Origin of the sequence: Vreelandella arctica, from assembly GCF_037070215.1 — a bacterium.
GTDB lineage: Bacteria > Pseudomonadota > Gammaproteobacteria > Pseudomonadales > Halomonadaceae > Vreelandella > Vreelandella arctica.
Window position 1 is genome coordinate 1 of the sequence record NZ_JBANSN010000041.1, and the last position, 24,527, is coordinate 24,527.

Sequence of the window (24,527 nt, forward strand, 5' to 3'; positions counted from 1 at the left end):
GGAGGTCAGCGTCTGTTGTTCAGGTTCAGTGAGAGGGGCAACGAAGCGTTTTTCCATGGTTCTGTCCGTGTCAGAAATCCTGGCATGGATATTACACGAAAACTTTAGATCAGGTACTTAGCGCAGAAAAGCAAATGACCCGCGCGCTGCCCAAAATGGCACGTGCCGCGGATGACCCCAAGCTGGTCGATGCTTTTAAACATCACCTTGATGAAACCCAAGGACAGGTAGAAAGACTAGAGCAAGTCGCTGATAGCGTGCCTGATATCCGTATCAAACGGCTGAAGTGTTACGCCATGGAGAGCTTGATAGAGGAAGCGCAGGAACTGATTGAAGCGACCGAAAAAGGCGCTGTACGTGATGCGGGCCTGATTGGTGCTGCACAAAAGGTAGAACACTATGAAATCGCCACCTATGGCACGCTGTGTTCTCTTGCAGAGCAGTTAGGTTATACCGAAGCTAAAAACATCCTGGCCGAAACGCTGAAGGAAGAAAAATCCGCGGATGATAAGTTGAATACGTTAGCGAAAGAGAACGTTAACAAGAAAGCTGGTTAACTTTTTATAAAATGCTTTTATAAAGTGTTTTATAGGGTGGGCTTAATTAATCAAGCCCACCCTTTCCCGCTCGTTTTAGCAATTGGCACTATTAGCTAAGCGCTAGTGCTATCACTGCGTTATGCATTAGCAACTTAATAGCTTTTACACTCCCACCGGGCCGCCGTCACGCTTCTGAATCACCACGGTCGCTGCGCGGGGGCGCACTTGACCACTGGCGGCAACCGTAGCGTCTTGCACCAAGGCGCTTGCGTCGGCTGGCCAATTGCCCGGATGCTGAATGTTGATAAACAACGCGGTCTTATCAGGTGTGGCAAAGATGCCGGTCACTTCGCAGCCGTTCGGCCCCACCGCAAAGCGTTTGAGCTGCTGCTGGTTGCTACTGTTAATGACGGGGCCGGTGCCTTGAATATCATCGAGACCATTAGGCACGACCGCAAGCAACTGGTCGTTGGTGTACTCGGTGATACCTTCATAGCCGTTATCGGTCTGGATCCAGAGAATGCCCTGACCGTCGCCACGCTCGTCGAACCATAGTCCATCGGGACTGGCAAACTGGTTCATTTCCGTCAGGCCCGAGTGGTTATCCGTATCATCGATAGCCGCACCAAACACAAACACTTCCCAGGCAAAGGCGTTCGGCAGACGACTTTCACGCCAGCGGATGATGTGTCCCGCCTCATTATTGGCGCGTGGATTAGCCGCGTTGGTCGGTGCCAGATCGTAACCGACGCCATTCTGTTCAAGACGCTCGCCGTCGTTGGTGTACGTCGGGGAGGAGTCCTCAGCGGTGCGCTGGCTATTATTGGTTAGCGTGAGATAGACATCGCCTGAGGCAGGATCAACAGAGGCCCACTCAGGACGATCCATCGGCGTGGCGCCCAGCAAATCCGCCGCGTCACAGGTATTGATGATAATGCCTGCTTGATCATCGCTGGCAAGCCCCAGCGCCGCGGCCAATGTGCGGCCATCACGCGTTTGGGCTTCCGGTGTTAGCGGCAGCCATTCACCGCTGCCATCGGCATGAAAACGGGCCACGAACAGCGTGCCGTTGTCCAGGTATTTGCTGCCAATGACAAGACGGTCATACGCTTCGCCGGGTCGATTGGCATCGGCGGGATCCCAGGCAGCGTCGGAGACGTATTTATACACATACTCGTTGCGGGCATCGTGCCCCGAGTAGTAGACCACCGGTTGACCGGCTTCCAGCTTGCCTAACCAGCATCCTTCATGGCGGAAACGCCCAAGCGCTGTCCGCTTGACGGCCCGCACTCCGCTATAGGGATCAATCTCCACCTGATAGCCGAAGGTGCGTGCCTCATTGCGATAATCATCCTCCGCCCGCTCGCTACGTGGGGTGATATCAAAGCGGGCGAACTCACCATTCTCCTCGGAGGCATCGCCTGCGGATGTGTCCCAACCATAGCGGCTTTTGTCCGTGGGGATGCCGATGCGGGCGTCGTCCTGAAAGCGCTCGCCACGATTGACGAAGATATCGGGCCAGTTCTCTTCACAGGCAATATAGGTTCCCCAGGGGGTTACCCCATTACCGCAATTATTGTTCGTGCCGCGGGTTTGCATGCCTGTCGGAGAGAACTGTGTCTTGACGTAGTCACTGCCAGCCACGGGCCCGGAAAGCTCCATCACCGTTGCGCTGGTGAAGCGGCGGTTATATGACGAGCCCGGCACATGCGACCATTGGCCATTGGCGTCTTTTTCGACTTCGACAAGCGTGACACCGTGAGCGTTGATCTCGGTGCGCGACTCATCTGCTGGCCGCTGGCCCTCTTCGGCATTGGCGGGGCCGCCCTGAGGTGCCCATAGTGCGGCTTGGTCGATATATTCGTTATTGAGCGCCAGCACGAAACGACGCGAGGCGTTGTCGGCGTCCAAGGCAAAACCGGCCATGCCATCATGGTGCATGCCGACACTTTCCGCCTGCCGCTCAGGTGTCATGGTTTGGTCGGCCTGCCACGCATCGCCTGTGTTCAATGGCGTGCCCCAAGGCACCAACACCTGGGCCACATAGCCTTCCGGCACCACGATCGCGTCGGTGAGCGAACCGTGCACCGCTTCAAAAGCAAGCGTCAGAGGCGTTTTCTGCGCGCCACTGGAAGCCAACGCCTGGGCAGCGCCACCAAAACTGAGCATCGAGGCAGCAGCGACTCCCAAGCCGCCGCGCATCACATCACGTCGGGATACGTGCCGCGCTAATACCTCAGCAAAAGGCTGATTGCTACTGCGGTTAAACAGGCGATGATCTTCGATCTCTTTACTCATGGTGGTCTCCCCCTGATCGTTTGTATGCCAACGATTGAACGTTAGGAGACACTAAACAAGCTAAATGACAGGACGATGACGGAGTATCTGCATTTATATGAAGACTAACTACCTGCATGGCGAAGCCGTGATATAAGACCATACTTATTAACACAGAATGCAATGCACTGAGTAACAGCGAGCCAATCGGGAGCAAGGATGAGACTGATCAGCATCATATGGGTGGCGTTGGCGGCTATTAGTTTCAGCCTGGGGCTGGTGGGTATTTTTTTACCGCTAATGCCCACCACTATTTTTATGCTGATCGCTGTTTACTGTGCCTCCAAAGGCTCACCGCGCTTTGAAGTCTGGATCCGTTCCCGCCACTATGTCGGGCCATTGCTGATCACCTGGGAGCAAGAGCGCGCCATTCCCCGGCGTGCCAAGCTCGCAGCCGTCAGCATGATCGCGTTGAGTGCATTGATCGTGGTCTGGTCACTCGACCAGGGCTGGCTGCGCTGGGGTGTGGTCGCTTTCCTTATAATGATCGCTCTGTGGTTAGCTACCCGTCCTGAGCCCTCTTCTTCGCCTTAACACATCACTAAATCGGCACCTTATGGGTCGAGACCACTTCACGCAGCCCCATAAATGAGCGGATCTGGCGCACTCCAGGCAGATAGAGCAACTGTTCAGCATGCAGCCTGTTGAAGCTTTGGCTGTCCCGCGTGCGTACCAACATGAAATAGTCAAACTCCCCGGTGACCACGTGGCACTCCATACAGCCTGACACCTTCTGGGCCGCCTCCTCAAAGGCGGCGAAGGATTCCGGCGTCGAGCGATCCAGCACCACGCCAATCAATACCACCATGCCCGCTTGCAGTTGCTCTGGGTCTAAATGCGCCACCACCCGGCTGATCACCCCATCCCGTTTGAGCCTTTCCACTCGGCGCAAGCAAGCTGCAGGGCTTAGGTTAACGCGCTCGGCCAAGGCCACATTCGAGAGCGTGGCGTCATTCTGAAGCAGTTTGAGAATTCGCTTGTCGATACGATCCAGTTCACCCGCTGGCTGGTCGGCATCTGAGCGCGAAAGCGATCGCTTTGCACACACTAATAGTGTCCTTATTGGCTATTTAGCAAAACTTAAAACCGATTATCTTTATTTATATCACTTTTTATTGCCTATAAAACAGATAATTTGCAACACAAATAATAACGTCACCGCTTACTATAAAACGATGCTAAATATAAAAATTTGCGAGCACGCCAAGGTTTCACATCTACCCTCGCTAGGCAGTTTTTATGCCGCTCTTTCTCGCTTAGAAGTAGGAGATTTTTTATATGAATCTTGATCGTTTCCCACGTTATCCGCTTACCTTTGGGCCTTCTCCCATTACCCCCCTCAAGCGGCTAAGCGAACATTTAGGCGGTGAAGTAGAGCTATACGCTAAGCGCGAAGACTGCAATAGCGGCTTAGCCTTTGGCGGCAACAAAACCCGTAAGCTGGAGTACTTGATTCCTGAGGCACTGGAGCAAGGTTGCGATACGCTGGTGTCGATTGGCGGTATTCAGTCGAACCAGACCCGCCAGGTCGCTGCCGTCGCTGCTCACCTGGGCATGCGATGCGTGCTGGTGCAGGAGAACTGGGTCAACTACTCCGATGCGGTGTATGACCGAGTGGGCAATATCGAGATGTCGCGCATCATGGGCGCCGATGTTCGATTGGATGATGCTGGCTTCGATATCGGGATCCGCCCCAGCTGGGAGCAGGCGATGGAGGATGTGCGCAAGCGGGGTGGTAAGCCCTTCCCGATTCCCGCAGGCTGCTCCGAGCATCCTTACGGCGGCTTAGGTTTTGTGGGCTTTGCCGAAGAGGTGCGTCAACAGGAGAAAGAGCTGGGCTTCAAGTTCGACTATATCGTCGTGTGCTCAGTTACCGGCAGTACCCAGGCAGGGATGGTGGTCGGCTTCGCCGCCGATGGCCGCGCCCAGCGAGTGATTGGCATTGACGCCTCTGCCAAACCCGAACAAACCCGCGAACAAATCCTGCGTATCGCGCGCCATACGGCTGAGCTGGTAGAGCTGGAAGGCGGCATTGCCGATGACGACGTGATTCTGGATACCCGCTATGGTGGCCCCGAGTACGGCCTGCCCAACGAAGGCACGCTAGAAGCCATTCGCCTGTGCGCCCGTCTGGAAGGCGTACTCACCGACCCCGTTTACGAAGGCAAATCGATGCACGGCATGATCGACATGGTGCGTAACGGTGAATTCTCAGCAGGCTCCAAAGTCCTTTATGCCCACCTGGGCGGTGTGCCTGCGCTTAATGCTTACAGTTTCCTGTTTAGGAATGGATAGGATCTGACCAGTTCTATCCCCCATTCACTGCCCGCCTGGTGCGAGACCTGAAGTCTCGACTAGGCGGTATTCCAGCTTCTGAAGTCTGTCTCTATTCTCTGCTATCTTTGTCACTGCCATCCTCGTCCCTACCTTCCTCGCCCTTGCCGCACATCAGAACTCAACGCCTCCCGGCGCAGACAATGCCGTGCCAAAAGCCGGGATGGCTTTCAACCAAGCCTGCCGATAAGATCCATAGTGAGCCATCACGAGCTTTCAAGTGGTTGTGTTAAAAATGAGTGTTTATAAGGATGGACTCTATGCGCGATGATGAAAAATATACCAATACCGAGGAGCAACTGCTGTATCTTCAAAAGTTATTAGATGAAGAAGATACCGCTGCCCTCAAAGAGCTATTCACAGAGCTCGATATATTAGCGATTGCGCGCACGCTTGAGTCGTTCCCCGCTAAAACCCGTGATTTACTTTGGGACTACATTCCAGACGATGTGCTTGGTGAAGTTTTAGCAGAAGTCGATGAGGATATTCGCGCTGACTATATTGAGGATCTTTCTGCCAGCGATGTTGAACAGATAGTCAGAGGCTTGGATGCCCAGGAAGTCGCCGACGTTCTTGATGTCGCCGACGAAGAGATCAAAACCACCGTTTATGCCAGCTTGGATCAGGAGATACGCGCCCAGGTTGAGAACCTTCATGCCTATGAAGATGATGTAGTGGGACGATACATGGACCCCGAGACGGTCAATGTAAAACAAGGCGTGTCATTAGAGGCCGTACAACGCTATATCCGGATTCATCACCTGCTCGATGATGAATCACAGCAAATCATGATTACAGACAAGGATAAACGCCTACTCGGCACCTTGAGCCTGATTGATTTAATCAAACAGCCACAAGAAGCCGTGGTTGATGATTACATGGATGATTTTTTCACCCTAAATGATCAAATGAAAGTGAGTGAAGCCGCTGCATTATTGCGCTCTAAAGAACTTCACTTTGTGCCAGTGTGCGATAGCGATGGGTTATTGGTCGGCCAGCTAAACGCTGCCGACGTATTAGAAATCACCCAAGATGATGCTGACATGACGTTGAAACACATGTCAGGCGTTAGCGACGAAGAAGAAGTGTTTACCCCCATTGCGCGCAGCGCGAAAAGCCGCGGTATGTGGCTGGGTATTAATCTGCTGACCGCCTTTTTAGCAGCTTTTGTGATCGGGCAGTTTGAAGCCGTACTGGATCAAATCGTCGCGCTCGCCATTCTCATGCCCGTAGTCGCTAGCATGGGCGGAATTGCCGGAAGCCAGACCCTGACAGTAGTGATACGCGGTTTGGCGCTCGGGCAGCTTGCCGGTAACAATAAACGCTGGCTGTATAATAAAGAGCTATGGGTGGGGATGAGTAATGGCTTGGTGTGGGCCCTGGTGGTCGGCGGTATTTCCTACCTGTGGTTTAGCGACCCGCTGATTACGCTCGTCATCACGCTAGCGATTTTTATCAATATGAGCCTTGCCAACCTATCCGGCGTCCTCATTCCCCTGGTGTTGAAACGGCTACAGATTGACCCTGCCCTCTCCGGCGCGGTAATTCTCACCACCGTCACGGATGTGGTGGGCTTTCTATCGTTCTTGGGGCTCGCGACGCTGATTATTTTGTGATCAAAGCCATTGAATGGTGCAAGCGGCGTCGCCACTCACTTCGCCCGCTAACGTTTATCTAATGCTATGCTGATGAGCCCCGCTAATGCGGGGCTTTTTTTGTGGTTCACTTTTTTGAATATCCAGAGGCGTTCATGCTCCCCGACTATACCGTGATTGCTTGGCTGTTAATCGTATTTTCCGTTTACCTGACCGGCGTATCAAAAGGCGGCTTTGCGGGTGGCTTCGGCACGCTTTCAGTGCCCTTGATGGCGCTGGCGATTAGCCCGACCCAAGCAGCCGGATTACTGTTGCCGCTATTGCTGGTGATGGATGTGTTTGCGGTAAAAGCGTGGTGGAGTAAACACGATAGCGCGGAAGTGTGGCGCTTTGTGCCAGGGTTATTCATTGGCGTCACGGTGGGAACGCTGCTGTTTGGCAGCCTGAGTGAGCAAGGAGTGCGGCTGGTGCTGGGCCTTCTCTCGGTAGTGTTTGCGGCCTATATGTTGCTGAAACCCGTGGCCAAGAAACCTATCTCTTCCCGATGGGCGCTACCTGCCGCCAGCGTTTGCGGGTTCACTAGTTTTATTGCCCATGCGGGCGCACCGCCGATGAATATGTACTTGATGCCGCGCAAGCTCTCCAAAGAGACCTTTATTGCCACCTGCACGGTGACCTACGCAGTCGTGAACTCCATCAAACTGGGGCCTTATGTGTGGTTAGGCGAGGTCAACATGACTAGCGCCTGGGCCTCGCTGCTGCTGGTACCCGTTGCTTGGATCGGTGTACGTAACGGTCTTTGGCTGCAGAGCCGCGTCAATGAAAAGCTGTTTTACCGCCTAGTGATCATCGCCATGTTCTTAGTGGGGATTAACTTGGTGTGGCAGGCGCTCTAGTTTAGAGAGCGAGCAGGCGGCGCGACTACAGTGCCACCATGATCAACCCCGCCAGCATCACCAAGGTGCCAAGTGTTTTAGCGGTGGAAGCAGGCTCTTTTAGCCATAGCACGCCCATCAACACGCCTACCGGAATCGAGAGCTGGCGCAGGGCGACCACGTAGCTCACTTCATCGGTCATCGCCATGGCCATCAGCACGAGGCCGTAGGTGCAGGTCATCATCAGCCCGGTGGTGATTAGCATCGCCAGGCCCTGCTGGCGAAGCGCGGGCAATCGGCGGCGCTCGGCAGGCAGCAGGGCCAGTAGCGGTACCGCCCAGGTCAGCGTCATCACCGCTTGCAGCACCATAAAGACGGCTCCAGCGGTGATGACGCTGTGCCCAGCGCCCTGCATGTGGCCTAATGCCTGCTTATCGATGAGCGAATAGCCCACCGTTCCCGCCGCCGCCAGCAGCGCAAACCCCATGGCGGGCGTGAAATAGGTGGAAAACCGACGCGCCTCCGGGTGGCTAAGCGGCAGGCAGAGCGCGCCAGCTACTACTAGCATCATTCCCAAACCGTCCCAGGCATCCAACACACGGCTGCCCAGCAGCGCGATGGAAACCAAAGGCACCAGCACCACGGGCAATGCCCTGGCGATGGGGTAAAGCACGCTCACTTCCCCCCGCGCATAGGCCCAGGCCAGGCCGCCCATATAGAGCATCTGGCACAGTCCAGAGAGTACCAACCATCCCCAAAAAGCACTGGGTAACGCCGCTAATGATGGCCCAAGCAATACTAGCGGCAGCATGACCGCCCCTCCCGCACCATAAGCCAGAGCAAATGAGGCCAACGACGGCGCGTTGCGCTTACCTAGCACGTTCCATCCAGCGTGCATACACACCGACACCAGCACTAGCGCGAGGGCGGCTGGGCTCAAGGACGCTCTCCTTGTTGAAGGCGTGTATTAATAACATCAGGCATGCGCCGATTTTCCTGGCAAAGCGTTGGGCGACGAAGCGCTCACAGGCGCTGGCGCCCGCCAGTCTAAGCGCCGCCACCCTTCAACGCTAGCCACCTCGGCCAACACCGCGTCGGGGTTGACCGCAACCGGGCAATCCACGTACTGCAGCAGCGGAAGGTCGTTGCGGGAATCGGAGTAAAACGTGGTGTGGCTGGGGGTGATCTGCTGCTCGATCAGCCACTGCTTCAGGCGCAGCACTTTGCCGCCGCGATAGGAAAAAATACCTTCACTACCACCGGTATAGCGCGCGTCTTCATTGATGCCATGTTCGATGCTCAGCTCTACCGCCAGCACGTGCTCGATCCCCAAAGTAGCCGCAATGGGCTGAACCAGATGCCGCGCAGATGCAGAAATCAGCAGCAGGGTATCGCCCGCCTGGCGATGCGCTTCCAGGCAGGCCCAGGCCTGAGTGAAGATACGCGGTTGGAGATGCGTGGCGACAAACCGCTCGACCTCTTTTTGCACATCCGTTACCCGGCGCCCGCGCAGTGGCGCCAGGGTCATGGCTAGATACTCTTCGAGCTTTAGCTTGCCCGCATGATAAGCCCGCTGCATCTGCTCGGCACGCGCCATGAAGGTCTCGGCATCGCTGACCCACCCTTGGTCTATCATCCATAAATTCCAGCGGTCGCTGCAGTCTCCATCCAGGAGGGTGTCATCAAGATCAAATAGGGCCAGGCGCATGGGAGCACTCCTTTCATCGCGGGTTGGCGGCGCGTAGGGTATGCCAAAGGTGATGACAGGACGATGACGCTGGCGGTGATATTGCGTGGTTACTTGTTCAACCACGCTGCAGCAAACTCATTGGCTGGCAACGGTCGACCGAACCAGTAGCCCTGGGCTTCATTACAGCCCATGTCGGCCAGCAGGCGGGCCTGCGCTCGGGTCTCTACGCCTTCTGCCACCGTTTTCATCTCTAGCGCTTTCGCCATGGCAATGATGGTCTGCACAATGGTGCGGTCGTGATGGTTATCGAGCATCTCGCGCACAAAAGAGATATCGATCTTCAGTGCGTCGGCGGCGAAACGCCTCAGGTATGAGAGTGAGGAGTAGCCTGTGCCAAAGTCGTCAATAGAGAGTGCGTAACCCGCCTTACGCATGGTGTGAGTAATTTCTACCGCTTGATCAGGATCGCGCATAAAGTCGCTTTCGGTAAGCTCCAGAGAAATGGCATTCGGTGGTACGCCAGCCATTAGCTGCGCAATATGCTGAGTTAGCTCGGGGTCAGCAAACTGCTGGGCAGAAATATTGATCGACAGCCTACCCGGCAGTGCCTGCTTGTTTTGCGTACCCCATGCCATTAGTTGCCTAGCCGACTCCTCCAACACCCAGTCTCCCAAGAGGCGTATCAATCCGCGCTCTTCGGCGAGAGGAATAAACTCACCGGGACTCACCCACCCCCACTCCGCGTCATGCCAGCGGCAGAGAGCCTCAGCGCCTGTCAGCTGCCCGCTGGCAAGGTCCACCTGGGGCTGAAAATAGAGTTCCAGTTTGTTTTCGCTGATAGCCACGCTGAGCCGCTCGGTCATCCGCTGGCGGCGCTGTAGCGCGTGATGCATTGCTTGGGTATAGGGGCAGGTACTGTTGTCGCGGCGTTTGGCGTGGTGAAGCGCAATACTGGTGGCATTGAACAGCTCACTCGCTTGCTTCACATCGTGGGGATAACGGGCATAACCGATGCTGACATCAAGGTTAAACACACGGCGCTCCAGCTGCAGCGGCTGAGTCACAGCTGAGCGCAACTGCTCGACGAGATCATTTATGTTTCTGATATCAGCGTCGGCCACCAGCATGGCAAACTCATCGCCGGATAAACGCGCCAATGGGCCATAGGCGTGGCTGATCTTCTGCAAGCGGTCCGCGACTGACACCAGTAGTTGATCACCTACTTGATGGCCGTGCAGGTCATTCACTTCTTTAAAGCGACGAATATCCAGCAGCAGCAGCGAAAGCCCCTGCCCAGTATGATGGGCCTCTTGCCACATCTGCGCTAACAGCTCCATGAAGCGGGTACGGTTAGGTAGCCCGGTAGTGCTGTCCGTGTAGGCCAACTGATGCATATGGCGGTGGTCACGGCGGCGTTCAAGCTCTGCCGCGGCGCCAGTAGAAAGGATTTGCAACACTGAGGTGGCGAACGCATTCGTCGTCAGCGGTTGGCGGTAAAACACCATCATCACGCCAATGGCTTCGCCGTTGGCGTTATCTAAGCGGCGACCAATCCATGCCCTGACCGGTAGCTGCGTGCCCGCTAATAGCAGCGGCGGGCCGTCATGCATCACCGCTTCACGCTCCAGCACCACCTGCTCGCTAGGCGACCCGCGCAGTGCGAAAGCGTGCGGCTCACGCTGTTCGCCACTGACCACCATGCTAACCGTGGTTGCCTGGCCATAGACTTCTTCCTCGCCCTGAGGGGAGGTATGCAGTAGTGCAATGAAGCCTGCGTCGGCTTCCAGCACTTCAACCAGAGTGGCAATCAACTGCTGAAAATAACCGTCACCCACTCGTGTAGTAACTGTTGAGGCAACTTGAAGCACGGCGTTTTGTACCCGCTGCGACTCTTGCTGGTCGGTCACATCCGAAATAAAGCCTTCCAGGCAGGCAATCTCACCGTCATGGCCCATGACAGTCTGGCCCTGCTCCCACATCCAGCGAGTCCCCCCGTCGCGATGCTTCAACCGATACACCACCCGGTAAGGCCGCTTGCTGGCAATGGCCAACTGCACCTCGTCGAAGAGTTTTTCCTGATCATCGGGATGAATCAACGCGGCGAAGCTGGTCACCCGGTTACCTTGCAACTCATCCGGACGGTACCCGGTCAGTGCCTCGGCCCCTTGGCTTACCACCTGCATGGTCCAGTCACGGTCATTGAAGCAACGGTAGGCCATGCCAGGCAGGTGATTCAGCAGCGTATTCAGGCGTCGCTCACTCTCCCGTGCGACTTCTTCGCTTGCTCTTAATGCCTGCTCTGCCTTTTGGCGGCCTAGCTCCGCTCCGGCCTGGGCGGCGGCAATTTGCAAAATTTCATTGGCTAGCTCATCCAACTGCATAGGGGAGTTCTTAAGCACCGCCAGCAGGCCAATCAGCGCGCCATCGGCAGCGTAGAGAGGGCGCCCCATATAACTCTCGGCGCCGAGCTTGCAGAGCAGCTTATCGTCTGGAAAGAGCAATTGAACATCACACGCATACAGGCAGGAACCGCGCCCTAGCGCAGTTTCGCAAGGGGTGCCGGACAGCGAGTAGGTGATATTGCCAAGCAGACCGCCATTGGACCAGACCGCTAACGTCTTAGCCTGATGCAACTGGGTTACATCGGCCATCAATACATGATCAACGCCCAGTAAGGCTGCCAAGCGCTCTACCAGCGTGGCGTAAAAGTGAGAGCTCCCACTGTGACCCATGCCTTCGGCCAACTGTCGAAATATCTCTGTAGCGTCATTCCTCGTGCGCATGGGTGGAGCCACCTGTTCCCGCTTTTTCTGTAGCTTAGCGCGAAGCGCAGCGACAAAGAAGCACCCAATCAACATCCAGGCCAGCATGACAGCCGCCTGGATGATTAACCGTGGACGATAGTGAGCGTTAACGGGTCATGGCCTCGGGCAGGTAGAGCGCGATACCGGGAAAGAGATGCATTAAGGCGATCGCCAACAGCATCAGCAGGAAGAACGGCAGCGTGGCCTTGGTAATGGTCAGAATATCCTTACCCGTCAGCCCCTGAATCACGAACAGGTTGAAGCCAACGGGCGGCGTAATCTGCGACATTTCGACGACGATCACCAGATAGATGCCAAACCAGATCAGGTCAAACCCGGCGGCGCTCACCAGCGGCATGATAATCGCGGTAACCAGCAGAATCAGCGAAATACCATCGAGAAAGCAGCCCATGATCAGCAGCAGCAAGGTGAGCGCAATCAGCAGCATAGTGGGTGAAAGCCCCATTTCACCAATCGCCTGCGCCAGCTTCATCGGTACCTGGGTAAAGCCCATGGCCGAGGTCAGGAAAGATGCGCCCGCAATGATGAAGGCGATCATGCAGGCGGTACGCACAGCGGCAAACAGCGAGCTCTTGAATATTTCGCGGTCAAAGTGACCATTGAAGCGGGCAATCACGATCGACAGCACCACACCGACCGCTGCTGCCTCCGTGGGTGAGGCCAAGCCACCATAGATCGAAAAGATGATGCCACCGATCAGCAGCAGAATGGGCACCAGCGACCAGGTGTTGCGCAGCTTTTCGCCAAAACTCATGCCTGACTCATCTTCACCGGTCAGGCCTTCGCGGTTGCCTTTCAATAGCGCCCACAAAATGAGATAGCTCATGAACATCGCCAGGATCATCAAGCCTGGGCCAATACCCGCCATAAACAGTCTGGAGATCGACTGCTCGGTGACCACGCCGTAGACGATCAGCACGATGGAAGGCGGAATCAACAGCCCTAACGTCGAAGCACTGGCCAGAGTGCCAATCGCCATGTTGCTATCGTAGCCACGCCGCTCGAGTTCCGGCAGCGTCATTTTGCCCACCGTGGCGCAGGTGGCAGCCGAAGAGCCGCACACCGCGGCAAACATGCCGCTGCCAATGATGTTGGTATGCAAAAGGCGCCCCGGCAGGCGGTTTAACCAGGGAGACAGACCGCGGAACATATTGTCGGCGAGCCCCGAGCGAAACAGAATTTCGCCCATCCAGATAAACATGGGCAGCGCGGTAAGGTCCCACCCATAGCTGGCACCCCAGAAATCAGAGGCCAGGATAGAAGCTGGTGAAAACGAGCTGAAGAACTCGAGTGCTATCCAGGCAGTACCAATCAGCGCGAAGGCGATCCATACCCCGCTCCCCAGTAACAGCACAAGCGTAAAAATGGTGGCGAGACTTAGTAGCAGCACGATGAGCTCTCCAATTTAGAGGGCAGGTGAGTGAAGGTCGCCATTTAGTGGCCCTCGCTTTCATCTGGGGCCGTCGCTTCGCGAAAACTTGAAGGATCGCGAATAGCGATACGCACCGCCATGAACAACGCTTCAGCCAGCGCCAGACAGAGCAGCCCTACACTGGTCGCAAGTACCAGCTGGGGAATCCAGAGCGGAATCGACACAAATCCTGAAGACACATCGTTGTATTGAATGCTCTCTCGCGCCAGCCCCACCAGGCCATAACTGAGCATCAGACTGATCGCCAGGGCGATGATGAGGCCAAACACTTCAAACCACACACGAATGGCAGGTGGCAGCCGAGTAATCAACAGCGTCACGCGAATATGGGCGTGATGCACAAAGGTGTAGGCCAAGCCCAGAAAGGTCGCGCCGACTAATAAGTAAGACGCAATTTCTGAAACGCCGGTAATACTCAGGCCTAGCCGGCTCAAACCTACCAGCACCAGCAGGGCATCTACCAAGCGGAAGGTTACCTGGAGCGCGATCAGCGCACAGATAGCCACCATGCACGCCGCCGCACCCCAAGCACCGAGGCGATAGAGTTTGTCGAATTTAAACGTCATGTTCGCAGCCTCATAAAGCGCGCGGAATAAGCAGGGGCGGTGGCATTGCCGCAGCCCCTGCCAGAGACATTGAGACGGCTATTAGCTGTCGCGTTGCTCGCGGTAAGTTTCCAGCGCCTGTTTGGCTTCATCATCGGCGCGTGACTGCCAATCTTCAAACAGCTCATCACCAGCGGCTTGCAGCGCCTCGGAAATAGCGTCGTTCGGCTCAGAAACCGAGATACCGTTCTCTTCTAATGTGTCCAAGCTTGCCTGGTTATCTTCACGGCTCATCTCCCAACCACGTTTTTCAGCCTCAGCGGCGGCTTCCATCAGGGCTTCCTGGGTCGCTTCATCCAGGCCATCGAAACTGCGCTGGCTGATGAAGACAATGTTCTTGGGCAACCACAGGTTAGCGTCGGTGTAGTCGGTGACATAGTCCCAAGCCGCCATGGAGTTCCCAGTGGAGCTTGAGGTAATCATGGCGTCCACACGGCCAGTGCTGAAGGCGGTGGGGATATCAGACTCTTCGGTTTCAGTGGGGCTGCCGCCCAGGTTGTCGACGAAGCGCTGGGTATTGATGTTCGGTGCGCGCACGCGCAGACCTTCAAACTGTGCAGGGTCGGTAAGCGGCTCGGAGGTGTAGATCCCTTGCGCAGGCCAGGCGACAGCGTAGAGCGGAATCAGTCCTTCATAAGCGAACAGCTCGGTGATCATGGGCTTGGTGGCTTCCCATAACGCGTAGGCATCATCGTAGCTGCCTGCAACCCCCGGCAATGTGTCCACTTCAAAAATGGGGTCATCATTGGAAAGCACAGAGAGGAAGACTTCGCCCGCATCAATGGTGCCGCGACGAACCGACGGTTTGATTTCCCCGTGTGCGACAAGAGAGCCACCGCTATGCACAGTAATGGTTAGCTCGCCATCAGTGGCTTCTGCCACATCCTCGGCAAACTGTTTAGTGTTTTGGGTATGAAAGCTGGCATCACCGTACGGCGTGGCCATGGTCCACTCAGCCGCGTGAGCCGTCACCGTCAGACCGCAGGCTGTTGCCAGTAGCAGGGTGGAAGTTAATGTCTTGCGCATGGTGAGAACCCTCTTGTTTCTATTAATAGTATGGAGCTAATGGTGTGTTGCATCGGTGGTACCAGAGGAGGCGCTGCTGGGTACCCAGCGCCCAGAGAAAAGTGTTGTTGTCATATCGGCACGGCGCGCCTGGGCATAGCGGCAGGCGCACTCCTGTGCCAGCCGAGCAACGCCCCGGCAAAAGCGTGGGTGGTTAGCGTTGCGCCATATCACATCATAGTGCATGGCGGGTAACGGCACCGGCAGTGACAAGCGGTGGAGCTCTCCTCGCTGCCACTCTTCCAGCACGGTGGCCACCGGCAGCGCGCCGATCCCTAACCCCTCCATGGTCATGCGTACAATCGTCATCAGCGTACTGACGCTATGAATACGTGGGCTGGCTACGCCCTGCTCGGCCAGGTAATTCACCAGTTCCGTATAGGGGCGCGCCAGCTTGCCAAATGAAATGAACGGTAATTGCCTGCCCCAGATATTGGCACTTCCGCTGAGCAAATGGGCGTGCCGGGGTGAGACAAACATGCCCATTTCATACGGACTCAACGACTCATAATCGATCTGCTTCTGCGGCGAATAACCATTCATCGCCAGTACAATATCCAGTTCGTTGCCCAGTAGCCGTTCGTTGAGCACTGGCGAGTAATCCACAGTCAGTTCGATAGTCAGCCGTGGATAGCGCTCGGTAAGCCTGCGCATAAACTCGGGAAACCAGCTATGGGCGATAGTTTCAATCGTGCCGAGCCGTAATGGCGCAGAAAACGCCTCTTCGTCATCGAAAAGCTTCATCGCCTCGTCACGCTGGTGCAGCATCCGCTCAGCATGCACAAAAAATTCGCGGCCACGCATGGTGGGCTGAATGGGTCGGGCGGCACGCTCCAACAGTAGCTCACCCACCGTGGTTTCAAGACGCGAAATACGCTCGGAAACAGAGGGCTGAGTAAGGTGCAAACGGGTCGCCGCCTTGCGGAAGGAGCCAAGCCTCACCGCCCATACAAACGCCTCAAGTTCCTTAAAATCGAGCATATTGACACGCCTACTAATAGCTTTCGGAAATAAATAAGCGCCGTTTTGCTGACACGTAAAGCTTGCTGCTGTGTGCTGATGCTCGTTGACACCAGATAACTATGCAACTTCGAGACCATCTTCGGCAGCGCTGTTTCACCAACGTTATTATCACGCCCCGCCCTTACTGTGATAAGCGTATCGTGCCCAAGCGTCAATCATTTTTCCACCAAATAACAATATGATAGGAGAGCCCGATAGTTAGTATCGACAAAAACGATTGGCACTCAGCATGCCGTGTTCATATATTGGAGGTGAATTACAGTCTCGTTTCAGCCACATGCAAGCACCCACTGCATCAACGACAGGAGTCGCCATGGCCATTCCCCTGCTTAATTGCGATATGGGCGAAAGTTTCGGCAACTGGACTATCGGCCTGGATGCCGAGGCAATGCCCTATGTCGATTGCGCCAACATCGCCTGCGGCTTCCACGCTTCCGACCCCCATGTGATGCGCCGCACCGTCAAGCTGGCGGCCCAGCATGATGTTCGCATTGGCGCGCACCCTGGCTACCCTGACTTGATGGGATTTGGTCGCCGCTCGATGGCCTGCTCGCCTGAAGAGGCTGAAGATATGGTGCTCTACCAGGTAGGCGCCCTGGCAGGCATTTGCCAGGCAGAAGGCACCCGGCTCAGCTACATCAAACCCCACGGGGCACTGTATAACGACATGGCCGCCAACCCGGCGCTGCTCGAAGGCGTCATGCGCGCCGTGCGTGCTTACGATCCGAGCCTGCCGCTGATGATCATGTCGACTGCTAACCCCGAACCACATCGCGAGCTGGCCGCCAAACTGGGCATTACCCTCTGGTTCGAGACCTTTGCCGATCGCGCTTACGATACCAATGGCCACCTGGCCTCGCGCCGTTTACCCAACGCCGTACACCACGACCAGAACACCATTGTGGATCAGGCCATTAAGCTGGCCAAAGGCGAGCCGCTCACCGCGCTCGACGGCACACCGTTGCAGCTAGCCTGCGATACGCTCTGCGTTCACGGTGACAACCCTGAATCAGTGGCGGCCGTGCGCGCCATTCGTGAGGCCTTCCAGGCGCTGGAGCAGGCGTGAACCCCATTAGTGAAAGAAGAGTTGAAACCGCCGCCATGGATGCCCTGATGGTGCGACTGTTCAACACCATCGACGAATCCAACATGGCCTGGGTGATTGCCGCCGACCAAGCGCTGCGCGGTGCTTTCGGAGCTGCATTGATTGATCTAGTGCCCTCCTACACCACATTGCTAGTCCATTACGACTGTCAGCAAATGAATCACACCGAGGCGCTCGGTCTGATCAACCAGGCGCTTTCCGGACTCGAACCTGCCGACACGCAGGCGGGTGAGCTACACGACATCCCCGTGTGGTACGACGAGAGCGTGGGGCCTGAGCTACCCCTGGTCGCCAAGCGGGCAGGCTTAAGCGTCGACGAACTCATTAAGCAGCACTGCAACCATGACTACTGTGTCTTCGCGCTGGGTTTCGCGCCAGGATACGGCTTTATGGGCTTAGTCGATGAAGCAATAGCGACGCCGCGCTTGAAAACACCACGCCGTAAAGTGGCAGCAGGCAGCGTGGGCATTGCCGATCGGCAAACCGCGATTTACCCGCTGCTCTCACCGGGGGGTTGGAACATTCTTGGCCGTACTAATGTGCCGCTCTTCGAATACGCCAAGCGCGGCGAACCGCTGTTCCGCCCTGGCGACAAGGTGCGCTTTAGAGCGATCTCCCGCGCGGAGTTTGAAGCCGACGGTGGGGATACCACCCCAATGGAGGAGCGCCCATGAGCCACGTCGCCATCAATGAAACACAAAATGGCATGGTCGTTAAACAAGCGGGGCCACTCGCACTGATTCAGGATGCCGGCCGGTTTGGCGTTGGCCATTTAGGGGTTACTCAAGGTGGTGCCGCCGACTGGATCTCGTTTCGCTGGGCCAACTGGCTACTTGGAAACGCCTTAAATAGCGCCGCGTTGGAAATTGTGATGGGCGGCGGTTTGAGTTTTGAAACCGAAAGCGAAGTGCGCCTGGCGCTGACCGGCGCCGATCTAGACGCCCAGTTGGATGGCAAACCACTCGCACCCAATACCAGCTTCAAGCTACTGCCCGGTCAACGCTTGGTATTTCGCCAACCGCGCCAGGGCCTGCGCGCCTATCTCGCTTTTCCAGGTGGGCTGAATGCACCGGAAGTGCTTGGCAGCCGAGCCTGTACCGCTCGCGAGCAACTGGGTGGCCTGCACGAAGATGGTAAACCGCTAAAAGTGGGCGACCGCTTGACTTGGAAAGGTGCCGCCCCAGCGGTGCGCCGTATCGAAGGACAAGGCCCGCAAATGCCAACGTCAGGCTGCCGGTTGCCCATCGTTCTGGGTTCGCAGATCGCCTCGTTTAGCGGACGCACGCTTTTCCAGGCGTTCAACCAGCCCTGGACAGTGGATAACCGTGCCGACCGCATGGGTGTAAGGCTCACAGGCCCCGCCCTGCATGGCTCGCTCACAGGCATCATTTCCGAAGGCATTCCTTTCGGAGCCGTACAAATACCACCGGACGGCCAGCCCATCGTACTGATGAATGATCGCCAAACCATTGGCGGCTACCCACGCCTTGGCGCCCTCACCCCCATCGCCTGCGCTACGCTGGCCCAGTGTTTGCCCGGCACCAAAGTGTGGCTGACGCCGGTCAGTGCCAGCCAGGCGCAAGATGATTATCGACAACAGCTAACGGTTTGGCGCTAAACCTGGAAAGTCTCAGTTAAAAGCCTTATGCCACCGCTTTTTTTTCCAGCTCTTCAGCGATGGCGGTAAAGAAAGCATCCGTGGTGGCTTGATGAGGTTTGGTCACAAGGCTAACGCCAACAAACAGCACACTAGCGACCACAATGCCCCATACACCGGCAGGCAGCCCCAGCAGCGAGTTGCCGGTGGCATACATCAACAGTACAAAGGCGCTGGTGCCCACCACACTGGCCAGTGCTCCGGCAGCGGTGCCTCGTTTCCAATAAAAGGCGCCAATAATAGCGGGTACCATGGCCACGAGCCCCGACGATGCAGCCACCGACAGCACCGCAATAAGATCAAGCTGTAGCTCGGCGAAGGCCAGCGCCATCAGTGCGATCACCGGCACCACGAACTTGCCTACTAACAGTTGGCGCTTTTCACTGACATTCGGTTTGACGTTGGCATAGACATCACGGGAAACCATGGACGCCAGCGTCAGCATGATCGAATCGATAGTAGAAACGGCGGCCGCCATGATGCCGATCATTACAATCACGCCTAACACTGGTGGAACAAACTCAGATGCTAGCAGCGTGGGCGTGGCTAAATCTGCACTTTCAAGACTTGGGAAAGCCGCTAAGGCAGAGAACCCCCACAGCACGGAAACGATGGTGTAGATAAAGCCAAACACTAGGAAACCAAGCAGCATTTGACGCATGGAACGCAGCGACGAGGGCATAAACAGGCGCTGGCTGACTTGAGGGTTAGAAAGGCTAAAGAAGAACCACGGAATAGTAAGCCCCAAGAAAGTGACAAAGCTAAACAAACCAGGCCCAGGTACCGTCAGTGACTGCGGGTGCTCCGTTGCCAGCGTATCGAACAGCGCGCCAAAGCCGCCCAGGCCTTGAATCACCAGAAAGGCCACGAGTGTGGAAGCCACGATCATCATGATGGCCTGGAGCGAATCGGTCCACATGACCGAACGAATCCCCGCGATGTAGGAGAAGAAGATAGCGATCACCGTGGCTAACACCACCCCGGTGGTAAAGGTAATGGCGCCATCTGTGATCCCTTGCAGCAGGTAACCAACACCAGCGAGCTGAACGGCCGAATAAGGAATCAAGAAGATACAGCTGGCGATTGAGACGGCCATAGCCACATGCTTGCTATTGTAACGGTGACCCAGCATTTCACTTGGGGTCACAAAACCAAATCTTTTGCCAACGGCCCAGAATTTAGGCCCGAAAACAGCCACCAGGGAAACACCGGCAAAGTAGATAATTTCGAAACCGAGCGCGCCAACGCCACCAGCATAGGTAAGACCTGCCAAGCCCACCATCATAAAGGCACTGTAAGTGGTGGCACTGTAACTTAGCGCGGAGACAAAGCCGTTCATTTGCCGGTTGCCTAAAAAGTAGCCCGACATGCTTTCTGAACCACCTTTCGCCGGGCTTTGGCGCGACAGAATAGCAATGCCTATAGCGACCAATAAGTAGATAGCGATGGACCACCAAATGAGCGATTCAGTCATCGCTATTTTCCTTAAAATCTTTAGTGATAAACACGTTCAGAGCAATGATGACTAACCCGGCAACTGACCAAAACAAAAAGCTGCCGTACCATCGCGACACATCGCTTAACAGCGTGTAAGGCACTAAATAGCTTAGCAAGACAACGGCCCATACTAGCCATATCCATTTACTGCGTTTCATAGTCCATCTCGTTTTGTTACATCAGGGTGGAAAGTGCGCGCTACTGTAGTAAAGCTGACATGCTACCGATGCCTAGGCAATCCTTCACATGCACACGGCTCAACCATATTGCTTGGCGATGCAGAAATGCCCTGTGCTCCCGCGATTGCTAGGGTTTGTACGAAAAGTCGGCGAGCGAAGCCTAGACAAGGCAAAAATCAACGAAAAAACGGAGTTTACGGGTAGTAAATGAGTATTTTGAGATGATTTTTAACGCCGTATTGGCGAGCGCAGACAGTTTTCGTACAAAACCTAACGCGCTTTTCAATGCTACCGGGGTACGGTTCAGCAAGCCCCTTTTTACCCCAGAGACCGTTCGCGAGACACTTGAAGCCTCCCTCAATCACCCCATGGAGGCAATCGGTTAATGCACCACCTTGATCTGCAGGTTATAGAACGCGCTTTGAAATGGGCCAATCAGGGGCTGACCGTTTGGCTCTGTACGGTTTTGAAAACCTTCGGCTCATCCCCCAGAGAACCGGGCGCCATGCTGGTCGCTTGTTCGACGGGCGACTACCTGGGATCACTATCAGGCGGCTGTGTGGAAGAAGATTTTATCGCCCGACTGCAAAGAGGTGAGTTTGACCAACTCGCCCAACGGATAATGTATGGCGACGACAGCTCAACCACTGTCCACTTGCCCTGCGGAGGCAGTCTGGAGGTGCTCGTTGAACAACTGGCCCCCTCTGCCGACAACCTCGTTCACCTTGAAGTGATGCATGCCACCTTGCTGGGCCGACAGCCGCTCACTCGCTGGATCTCGTTGTCCGATTGGCGCAAGCGCTTCAACCCATCCACATTGTCAGAACCTGCCATTACTTTTGATGCCACCAGCGTCAATGTACGCATTGGCCCAGCGCGACGGCTGATCATTGCCGGCATCTCTTCGGTCGCTTCGCCCTGCGCCCTGTTTGCCCAATCGCTCGGTTTTGAAGTCATTGTCTGCGACCCCAACGATGATGCCCGCAAAAATTTCGACGTGCCTGGCGTGGAAGTGCAAGCGGTACTGCCTTCCGTTTTTATCGCCTCGGGCGGCTGCCATGCCAATACGGCAGTGGTCGCGTTGACCCATGATCCGCGTATTGATGACCTGGCGATGATCGAGGCCGTCCGCACGGAGGCGTTTTACATTGGCGTGATGGGGTCTCAGCCAACGTCGCAACAGCGTGCAGAGCGGCTATTACGCTCCAGTGGCCTGAAAGACACTCAGCTGGCAAGGATTACCATGCCGATTGGTCTCAATTTAGGCAGCAAAACACCGTCCGAGATTGCATTAGCAGTAATGGCCGATATTGTGCGTCATTATCGTGGAAAAACCGACATGAGCTGTAGCTATATAAAGTCATTAGCGATACAGCAGGCAAGCTAGGCCGCTTTAGTTATTTTTAAACTATAATTTTTACTGTCTATTTTTAAGTAAAAATAGCGATTAAATTAAAAAAGAGGTGACAAAAAATATTTTAGATTTAAGTTTAAATATTAGCAGCCGTTAATAATTAACGGTAGTAAGAGCACTTCCAGGGAACCATAAAACAGCCAGAGTACGGCACTGCCTTATCGACAGTACCCTGCTACTGGCCAACACATCGAGGCAACAAATGAAAAAAATTTCTCGTCTCTCACTGACGCAGAAACTGCTGGCTGCTGTCGCCATTCCGCTGTTAGCGGTGGCTGTCATTCTGGGTATTGTCGTCAATCAACAGCTCAATAATGCTATTCCATCGTTAATCGATAATGCAGGGACTCGGCAAGTAGAAGCACGAGCCGATGAAATTAGCCGTTGGATTACAGGATACCGCAATTGGATAGCCGTACTTGCTAAGGATGAACGTTTGGTAGAAGACGTGCCAATTGCCTCTCATCGCGAGTGGCTTGAAAAACGCTACCCTCCAGGGGGCACCATTGAGTCACTTTTCTTCTCTGATGCTTCCGGGGCAACATTGACCCACGCAGGCGTCAACCTAGAGATAGCCGAACGCCCCTACTTTCAGACCCTAGTGACCGAGGGCAGCCAAGACAGCCTTCTCAGTGATCCTGTTATCTCCATGATTAGTGGTTTGCCAACGGCTATTGTCGCCGACACCGTGTTTGATGAACGCGGTAATAGGGCGGGGTTGCTAGGCATGACGGTCTCCATGGCTGCCGTTTCTGACATTACTTCCGATATCAATGTTGGCGAAGGAAGCTATGGCTGGCTCATCGACAGCCAGGGGCAAGTCATTGCCCACCCGAATGAAGAGTATCGGATGTCACTCAATTACACCGATGCCGATCAGCAGGGCTACCAAGGCCTGGATGCATTGAGCCAACAAATACTCAATGGTACGGCCGGCTCAGGTGAAATTACTATGCCCAGCGGCGAACAGACAGTTCTCATGTGGAGCCCGGTGGAAGGCACCTCTTGGGTGGTGGGTGTCACCGTACCCATCACAGCCTTTACGACCGTTACCAACAGCCTGCTACAGTCGCTACTGCTGGCAGGCGGACTGCTGCTGGTATTGCTATTGGTGGTGGTTGCCTATGCGGCACGTCGCTCTCTCGCTCCTATCAAGCATACGGCAGCAGCCATGGCAGACATCGCCCAAGGTAAAGGCGACCTAACGCGCAGATTAGAAGCCAAAACAAACGATGAAATTGGCGACCTCGCCCATGGCTTTAATGCGTTTGTGGAACGCATGCAATTAACGCTTCAGGAAGTACGCCAAAACGCGCGCACGGTATTATCAGATGCCAGCGATATGGCGGATGGTACCCAGGAACTCTCGTCGCGCACCGAGCAAGCGGCCGCTAACCTCCAGGAAACGTCCGCCTCAATGGAGCAAATCCACTCCACTGTAGCGCACACTTCCCAGGCTTCAGAACAAGCCAATAGCCTTGCGCTAGAGGCTGCCAATGCCTCCGAACGTGGTACAGAGTCCATGAACCAGATGGAAGCCAAGATGGCAGCCATCAGTGATTCGGCCAACAAGATCAGCGATATCATTGGCTTGATTGACTCGATTGCGTTCCAGACCAACATATTGGCACTCAACGCCTCGGTGGAAGCGGCCCGTGCTGGCGAACAGGGTCGCGGTTTTGCCGTGGTCGCCAGCGAAGTACGCACTCTCGCCAGTCGCTCGGCTTCTGCTGCTCACGATATTCGTGCGTTGATCGATATGTCCGTTAGCCACTCAAAAGAAGGCGGCGACATCGTCAAGGCAGCGGCTGAGCGCATGCAGGAGATTCGTCATAGCGTCACTCAGGTATCCGATGTGATTGCTGAAATTGCCGCAGGCGCACGAGAGCAGACGACCGGTATCCAGCAGGTCAACACCGCCGTGGCAGAGATGGATATGATGACCCAGCAGAATGCCGCCATGGTCAGCCAAAGCGCGAACCTTGCCGCTTCCATGCGCGACAACGCCCGCGGCCTTGATCGGTTGATGAGCGAGTTTGTGCTCCATGAAGGGGGCTCCCCCTCCGCGTTGCCCTATACCGCCACCCACAAAGAGCGAGCAGTAACCCGCTCTACCGGTACATCATCGGCACCGGCACGCAGCAATCAACCACCCGCCACCCAGCCAAGGCAGGAAGCGCCAGAGTGGGAAGAGTTCTAACCTCGCTCACCCGCAACGCAAAAGGCACCCGCTTTGAACTGACCCCATAAACTTGGACAGTGAAAAGCTAAGCGGTTAAGGCCTGATTTCGGTACTGCACCGGACTCAGGCCTTTTAGCTTGGTCTTGATACGCTCGTGGTTGTAGTAATGGATA

Annotated in this window: 21 protein-coding genes and 1 pseudogene; 10 read left to right on the top strand and 12 right to left on the bottom strand. The window is 55.5% G+C overall.

Translation table 11 applies throughout. The features are described 5' to 3' along the window. Nucleotides 1-101: 101 nt before the first annotated feature. A pseudogene (locus V8L70_RS20705) lies at nt 102-557 on the top strand (YciE/YciF ferroxidase family protein); the annotation flags it as partial. Between the two features lie 144 nt (nt 558-701). On the opposite strand, the gene V8L70_RS20710 reads toward V8L70_RS20705, so the two are convergent. After that, nucleotides 702-2,837, bottom strand: a complete 2,136-nt coding sequence (locus V8L70_RS20710; protein ID WP_101146460.1) for a PhoX family protein — start codon at nt 2,835-2,837, stop codon at nt 702-704. A gap of 198 nt (nt 2,838-3,035) precedes the next feature. Between V8L70_RS20710 and V8L70_RS20715 the strand changes: the two genes are divergently transcribed. Beyond that, nucleotides 3,036-3,410, top strand: coding sequence for a YbaN family protein (locus V8L70_RS20715; RefSeq protein WP_008959256.1), 375 nt, complete (start codon nt 3,036-3,038; stop codon nt 3,408-3,410). 7 nt (nt 3,411-3,417) lie between these two features. On the opposite strand, the gene V8L70_RS20720 is transcribed toward V8L70_RS20715, so the two are convergent. Next, complete coding sequence (locus V8L70_RS20720) at nt 3,418-3,924, bottom strand: Lrp/AsnC family transcriptional regulator (RefSeq protein ID WP_101146459.1); 507 nt, start codon at nt 3,922-3,924, stop codon at nt 3,418-3,420. Between the two features lie 230 nt (nt 3,925-4,154). Here V8L70_RS20720 and V8L70_RS20725 point away from each other — a divergent pair, with 230 nt between their 5' ends. The 3 genes from V8L70_RS20725 (at nt 4,155) to V8L70_RS20735 (ending at nt 7,701) form a co-directional block, all read left to right on the top strand. After that, nucleotides 4,155-5,171, top strand: a complete 1,017-nt coding sequence (locus V8L70_RS20725; protein WP_101146458.1) for a 1-aminocyclopropane-1-carboxylate deaminase — start codon at nt 4,155-4,157, stop codon at nt 5,169-5,171. Nucleotides 5,172-5,470: 299 nt separating this feature from the next. Next, nucleotides 5,471-6,826 carry a magnesium transporter gene (gene mgtE, locus V8L70_RS20730; RefSeq protein ID WP_101146457.1) on the top strand — a complete coding sequence of 452 codons (1,356 nt, stop codon included), beginning with the start codon at nt 5,471-5,473 and terminating at the stop codon, nt 6,824-6,826. 134 nt (nt 6,827-6,960) lie between these two features. Further along, nucleotides 6,961-7,701, top strand: a complete 741-nt coding sequence (locus tag V8L70_RS20735) for a sulfite exporter TauE/SafE family protein (RefSeq protein WP_101146456.1) — start codon at nt 6,961-6,963, stop codon at nt 7,699-7,701. Between the two features lie 25 nt (nt 7,702-7,726). On the opposite strand, the gene V8L70_RS20740 is transcribed toward V8L70_RS20735, so the two are convergent. From V8L70_RS20740 to V8L70_RS20770, 7 genes are all read right to left on the bottom strand, one after another. Beyond that, nucleotides 7,727-8,620 (bottom strand): EamA family transporter, encoded by an 894-nt coding sequence (locus tag V8L70_RS20740; RefSeq protein WP_101146455.1) that lies wholly within the window; start codon nt 8,618-8,620, stop codon nt 7,727-7,729. Nucleotides 8,621-8,656: 36 nt separating this feature from the next. Further along, entirely contained in the window at nt 8,657-9,388 is a 732-nt protein-coding gene (locus tag V8L70_RS20745) for an HAD family hydrolase (RefSeq protein WP_101146454.1), read from the bottom strand. Nucleotides 9,389-9,477: 89 nt separating this feature from the next. Continuing rightward, the gene (locus tag V8L70_RS20750) at nt 9,478-12,153 is read right to left on the bottom strand and encodes a bifunctional diguanylate cyclase/phosphodiesterase (protein WP_101146462.1); all 2,676 of its coding nucleotides are present in this window, start codon (nt 12,151-12,153) and stop codon (nt 9,478-9,480) included. A gap of 127 nt (nt 12,154-12,280) precedes the next feature. Then, nucleotides 12,281-13,585, bottom strand: coding sequence for a TRAP transporter large permease (locus tag V8L70_RS20755; protein ID WP_008957458.1), 1,305 nt, complete (start codon nt 13,583-13,585; stop codon nt 12,281-12,283). 44 nt (nt 13,586-13,629) lie between these two features. Beyond that, nucleotides 13,630-14,193, bottom strand: a complete 564-nt coding sequence (locus V8L70_RS20760) for a TRAP transporter small permease (protein ID WP_008957459.1) — start codon at nt 14,191-14,193, stop codon at nt 13,630-13,632. Between the two features lie 81 nt (nt 14,194-14,274). Further along, nucleotides 14,275-15,258, bottom strand: a complete 984-nt coding sequence (locus V8L70_RS20765) for a TRAP transporter substrate-binding protein (RefSeq protein WP_101146453.1) — start codon at nt 15,256-15,258, stop codon at nt 14,275-14,277. A 36-nt stretch (nt 15,259-15,294) separates the two neighbouring features. Beyond that, nucleotides 15,295-16,278: a LysR family transcriptional regulator gene (locus V8L70_RS20770; protein WP_101146452.1), complete on the bottom strand. Its 984-nt coding sequence runs from the start codon at nt 16,276-16,278 to the stop codon at nt 15,295-15,297. 355 nt (nt 16,279-16,633) lie between these two features. Between V8L70_RS20770 and V8L70_RS20775 the strand changes: the two genes are divergently transcribed. Genes V8L70_RS20775 through V8L70_RS20785 form a run of 3 tightly spaced genes read left to right on the top strand, consistent with a single transcriptional unit; the run spans nt 16,634 to nt 19,043 of the window. After that, nucleotides 16,634-17,386: a 5-oxoprolinase subunit PxpA gene (locus tag V8L70_RS20775; RefSeq protein WP_101146451.1), complete on the top strand. Its 753-nt coding sequence runs from the start codon at nt 16,634-16,636 to the stop codon at nt 17,384-17,386. Nucleotides 17,387-17,391: 5 nt separating this feature from the next. Continuing rightward, complete coding sequence (gene pxpB / locus V8L70_RS20780; protein WP_101146461.1) at nt 17,392-18,099, top strand: 5-oxoprolinase subunit PxpB; 708 nt, start codon at nt 17,392-17,394, stop codon at nt 18,097-18,099. Continuing rightward, nucleotides 18,096-19,043: a 5-oxoprolinase subunit C family protein gene (locus V8L70_RS20785; RefSeq protein ID WP_101146450.1), complete on the top strand. Its 948-nt coding sequence runs from the start codon at nt 18,096-18,098 to the stop codon at nt 19,041-19,043. The genes pxpB and V8L70_RS20785 overlap by 4 nt, the downstream gene beginning before the upstream one ends. 25 nt (nt 19,044-19,068) lie before the next feature. On the opposite strand, the gene V8L70_RS20790 is transcribed toward V8L70_RS20785, so the two are convergent. Together V8L70_RS20790 and V8L70_RS20795 are read right to left on the bottom strand one after the other, a co-directional pair. Next, nucleotides 19,069-20,556 (bottom strand): sodium:solute symporter family protein, encoded by a 1,488-nt coding sequence (locus tag V8L70_RS20790; RefSeq protein ID WP_101146449.1) that lies wholly within the window; start codon nt 20,554-20,556, stop codon nt 19,069-19,071. Then, nucleotides 20,549-20,737, bottom strand: coding sequence for a hypothetical protein (locus V8L70_RS20795; RefSeq protein WP_101146448.1), 189 nt, complete (start codon nt 20,735-20,737; stop codon nt 20,549-20,551). Before V8L70_RS20795 ends, V8L70_RS20790 begins: the two co-directional genes overlap by 8 nt. Before the next feature lie 406 nt (nt 20,738-21,143). On the opposite strand from V8L70_RS20795, the gene V8L70_RS20800 reads away from it, so the two are divergent. Further along, nucleotides 21,144-22,145 (top strand): XdhC family protein, encoded by a 1,002-nt coding sequence (locus tag V8L70_RS20800; protein WP_101146447.1) that lies wholly within the window; start codon nt 21,144-21,146, stop codon nt 22,143-22,145. Nucleotides 22,146-22,374: 229 nt separating this feature from the next. Then, nucleotides 22,375-24,372: a methyl-accepting chemotaxis protein gene (locus V8L70_RS20805; protein ID WP_008958179.1), complete on the top strand. Its 1,998-nt coding sequence runs from the start codon at nt 22,375-22,377 to the stop codon at nt 24,370-24,372. A 67-nt stretch (nt 24,373-24,439) separates the two neighbouring features. On the opposite strand, the gene V8L70_RS20810 is transcribed toward V8L70_RS20805, so the two are convergent. After that, the coding region (locus tag V8L70_RS20810; RefSeq protein WP_336269099.1) for an IS3 family transposase at nt 24,440-24,527 on the bottom strand (88 nt) is incomplete at its 5' end.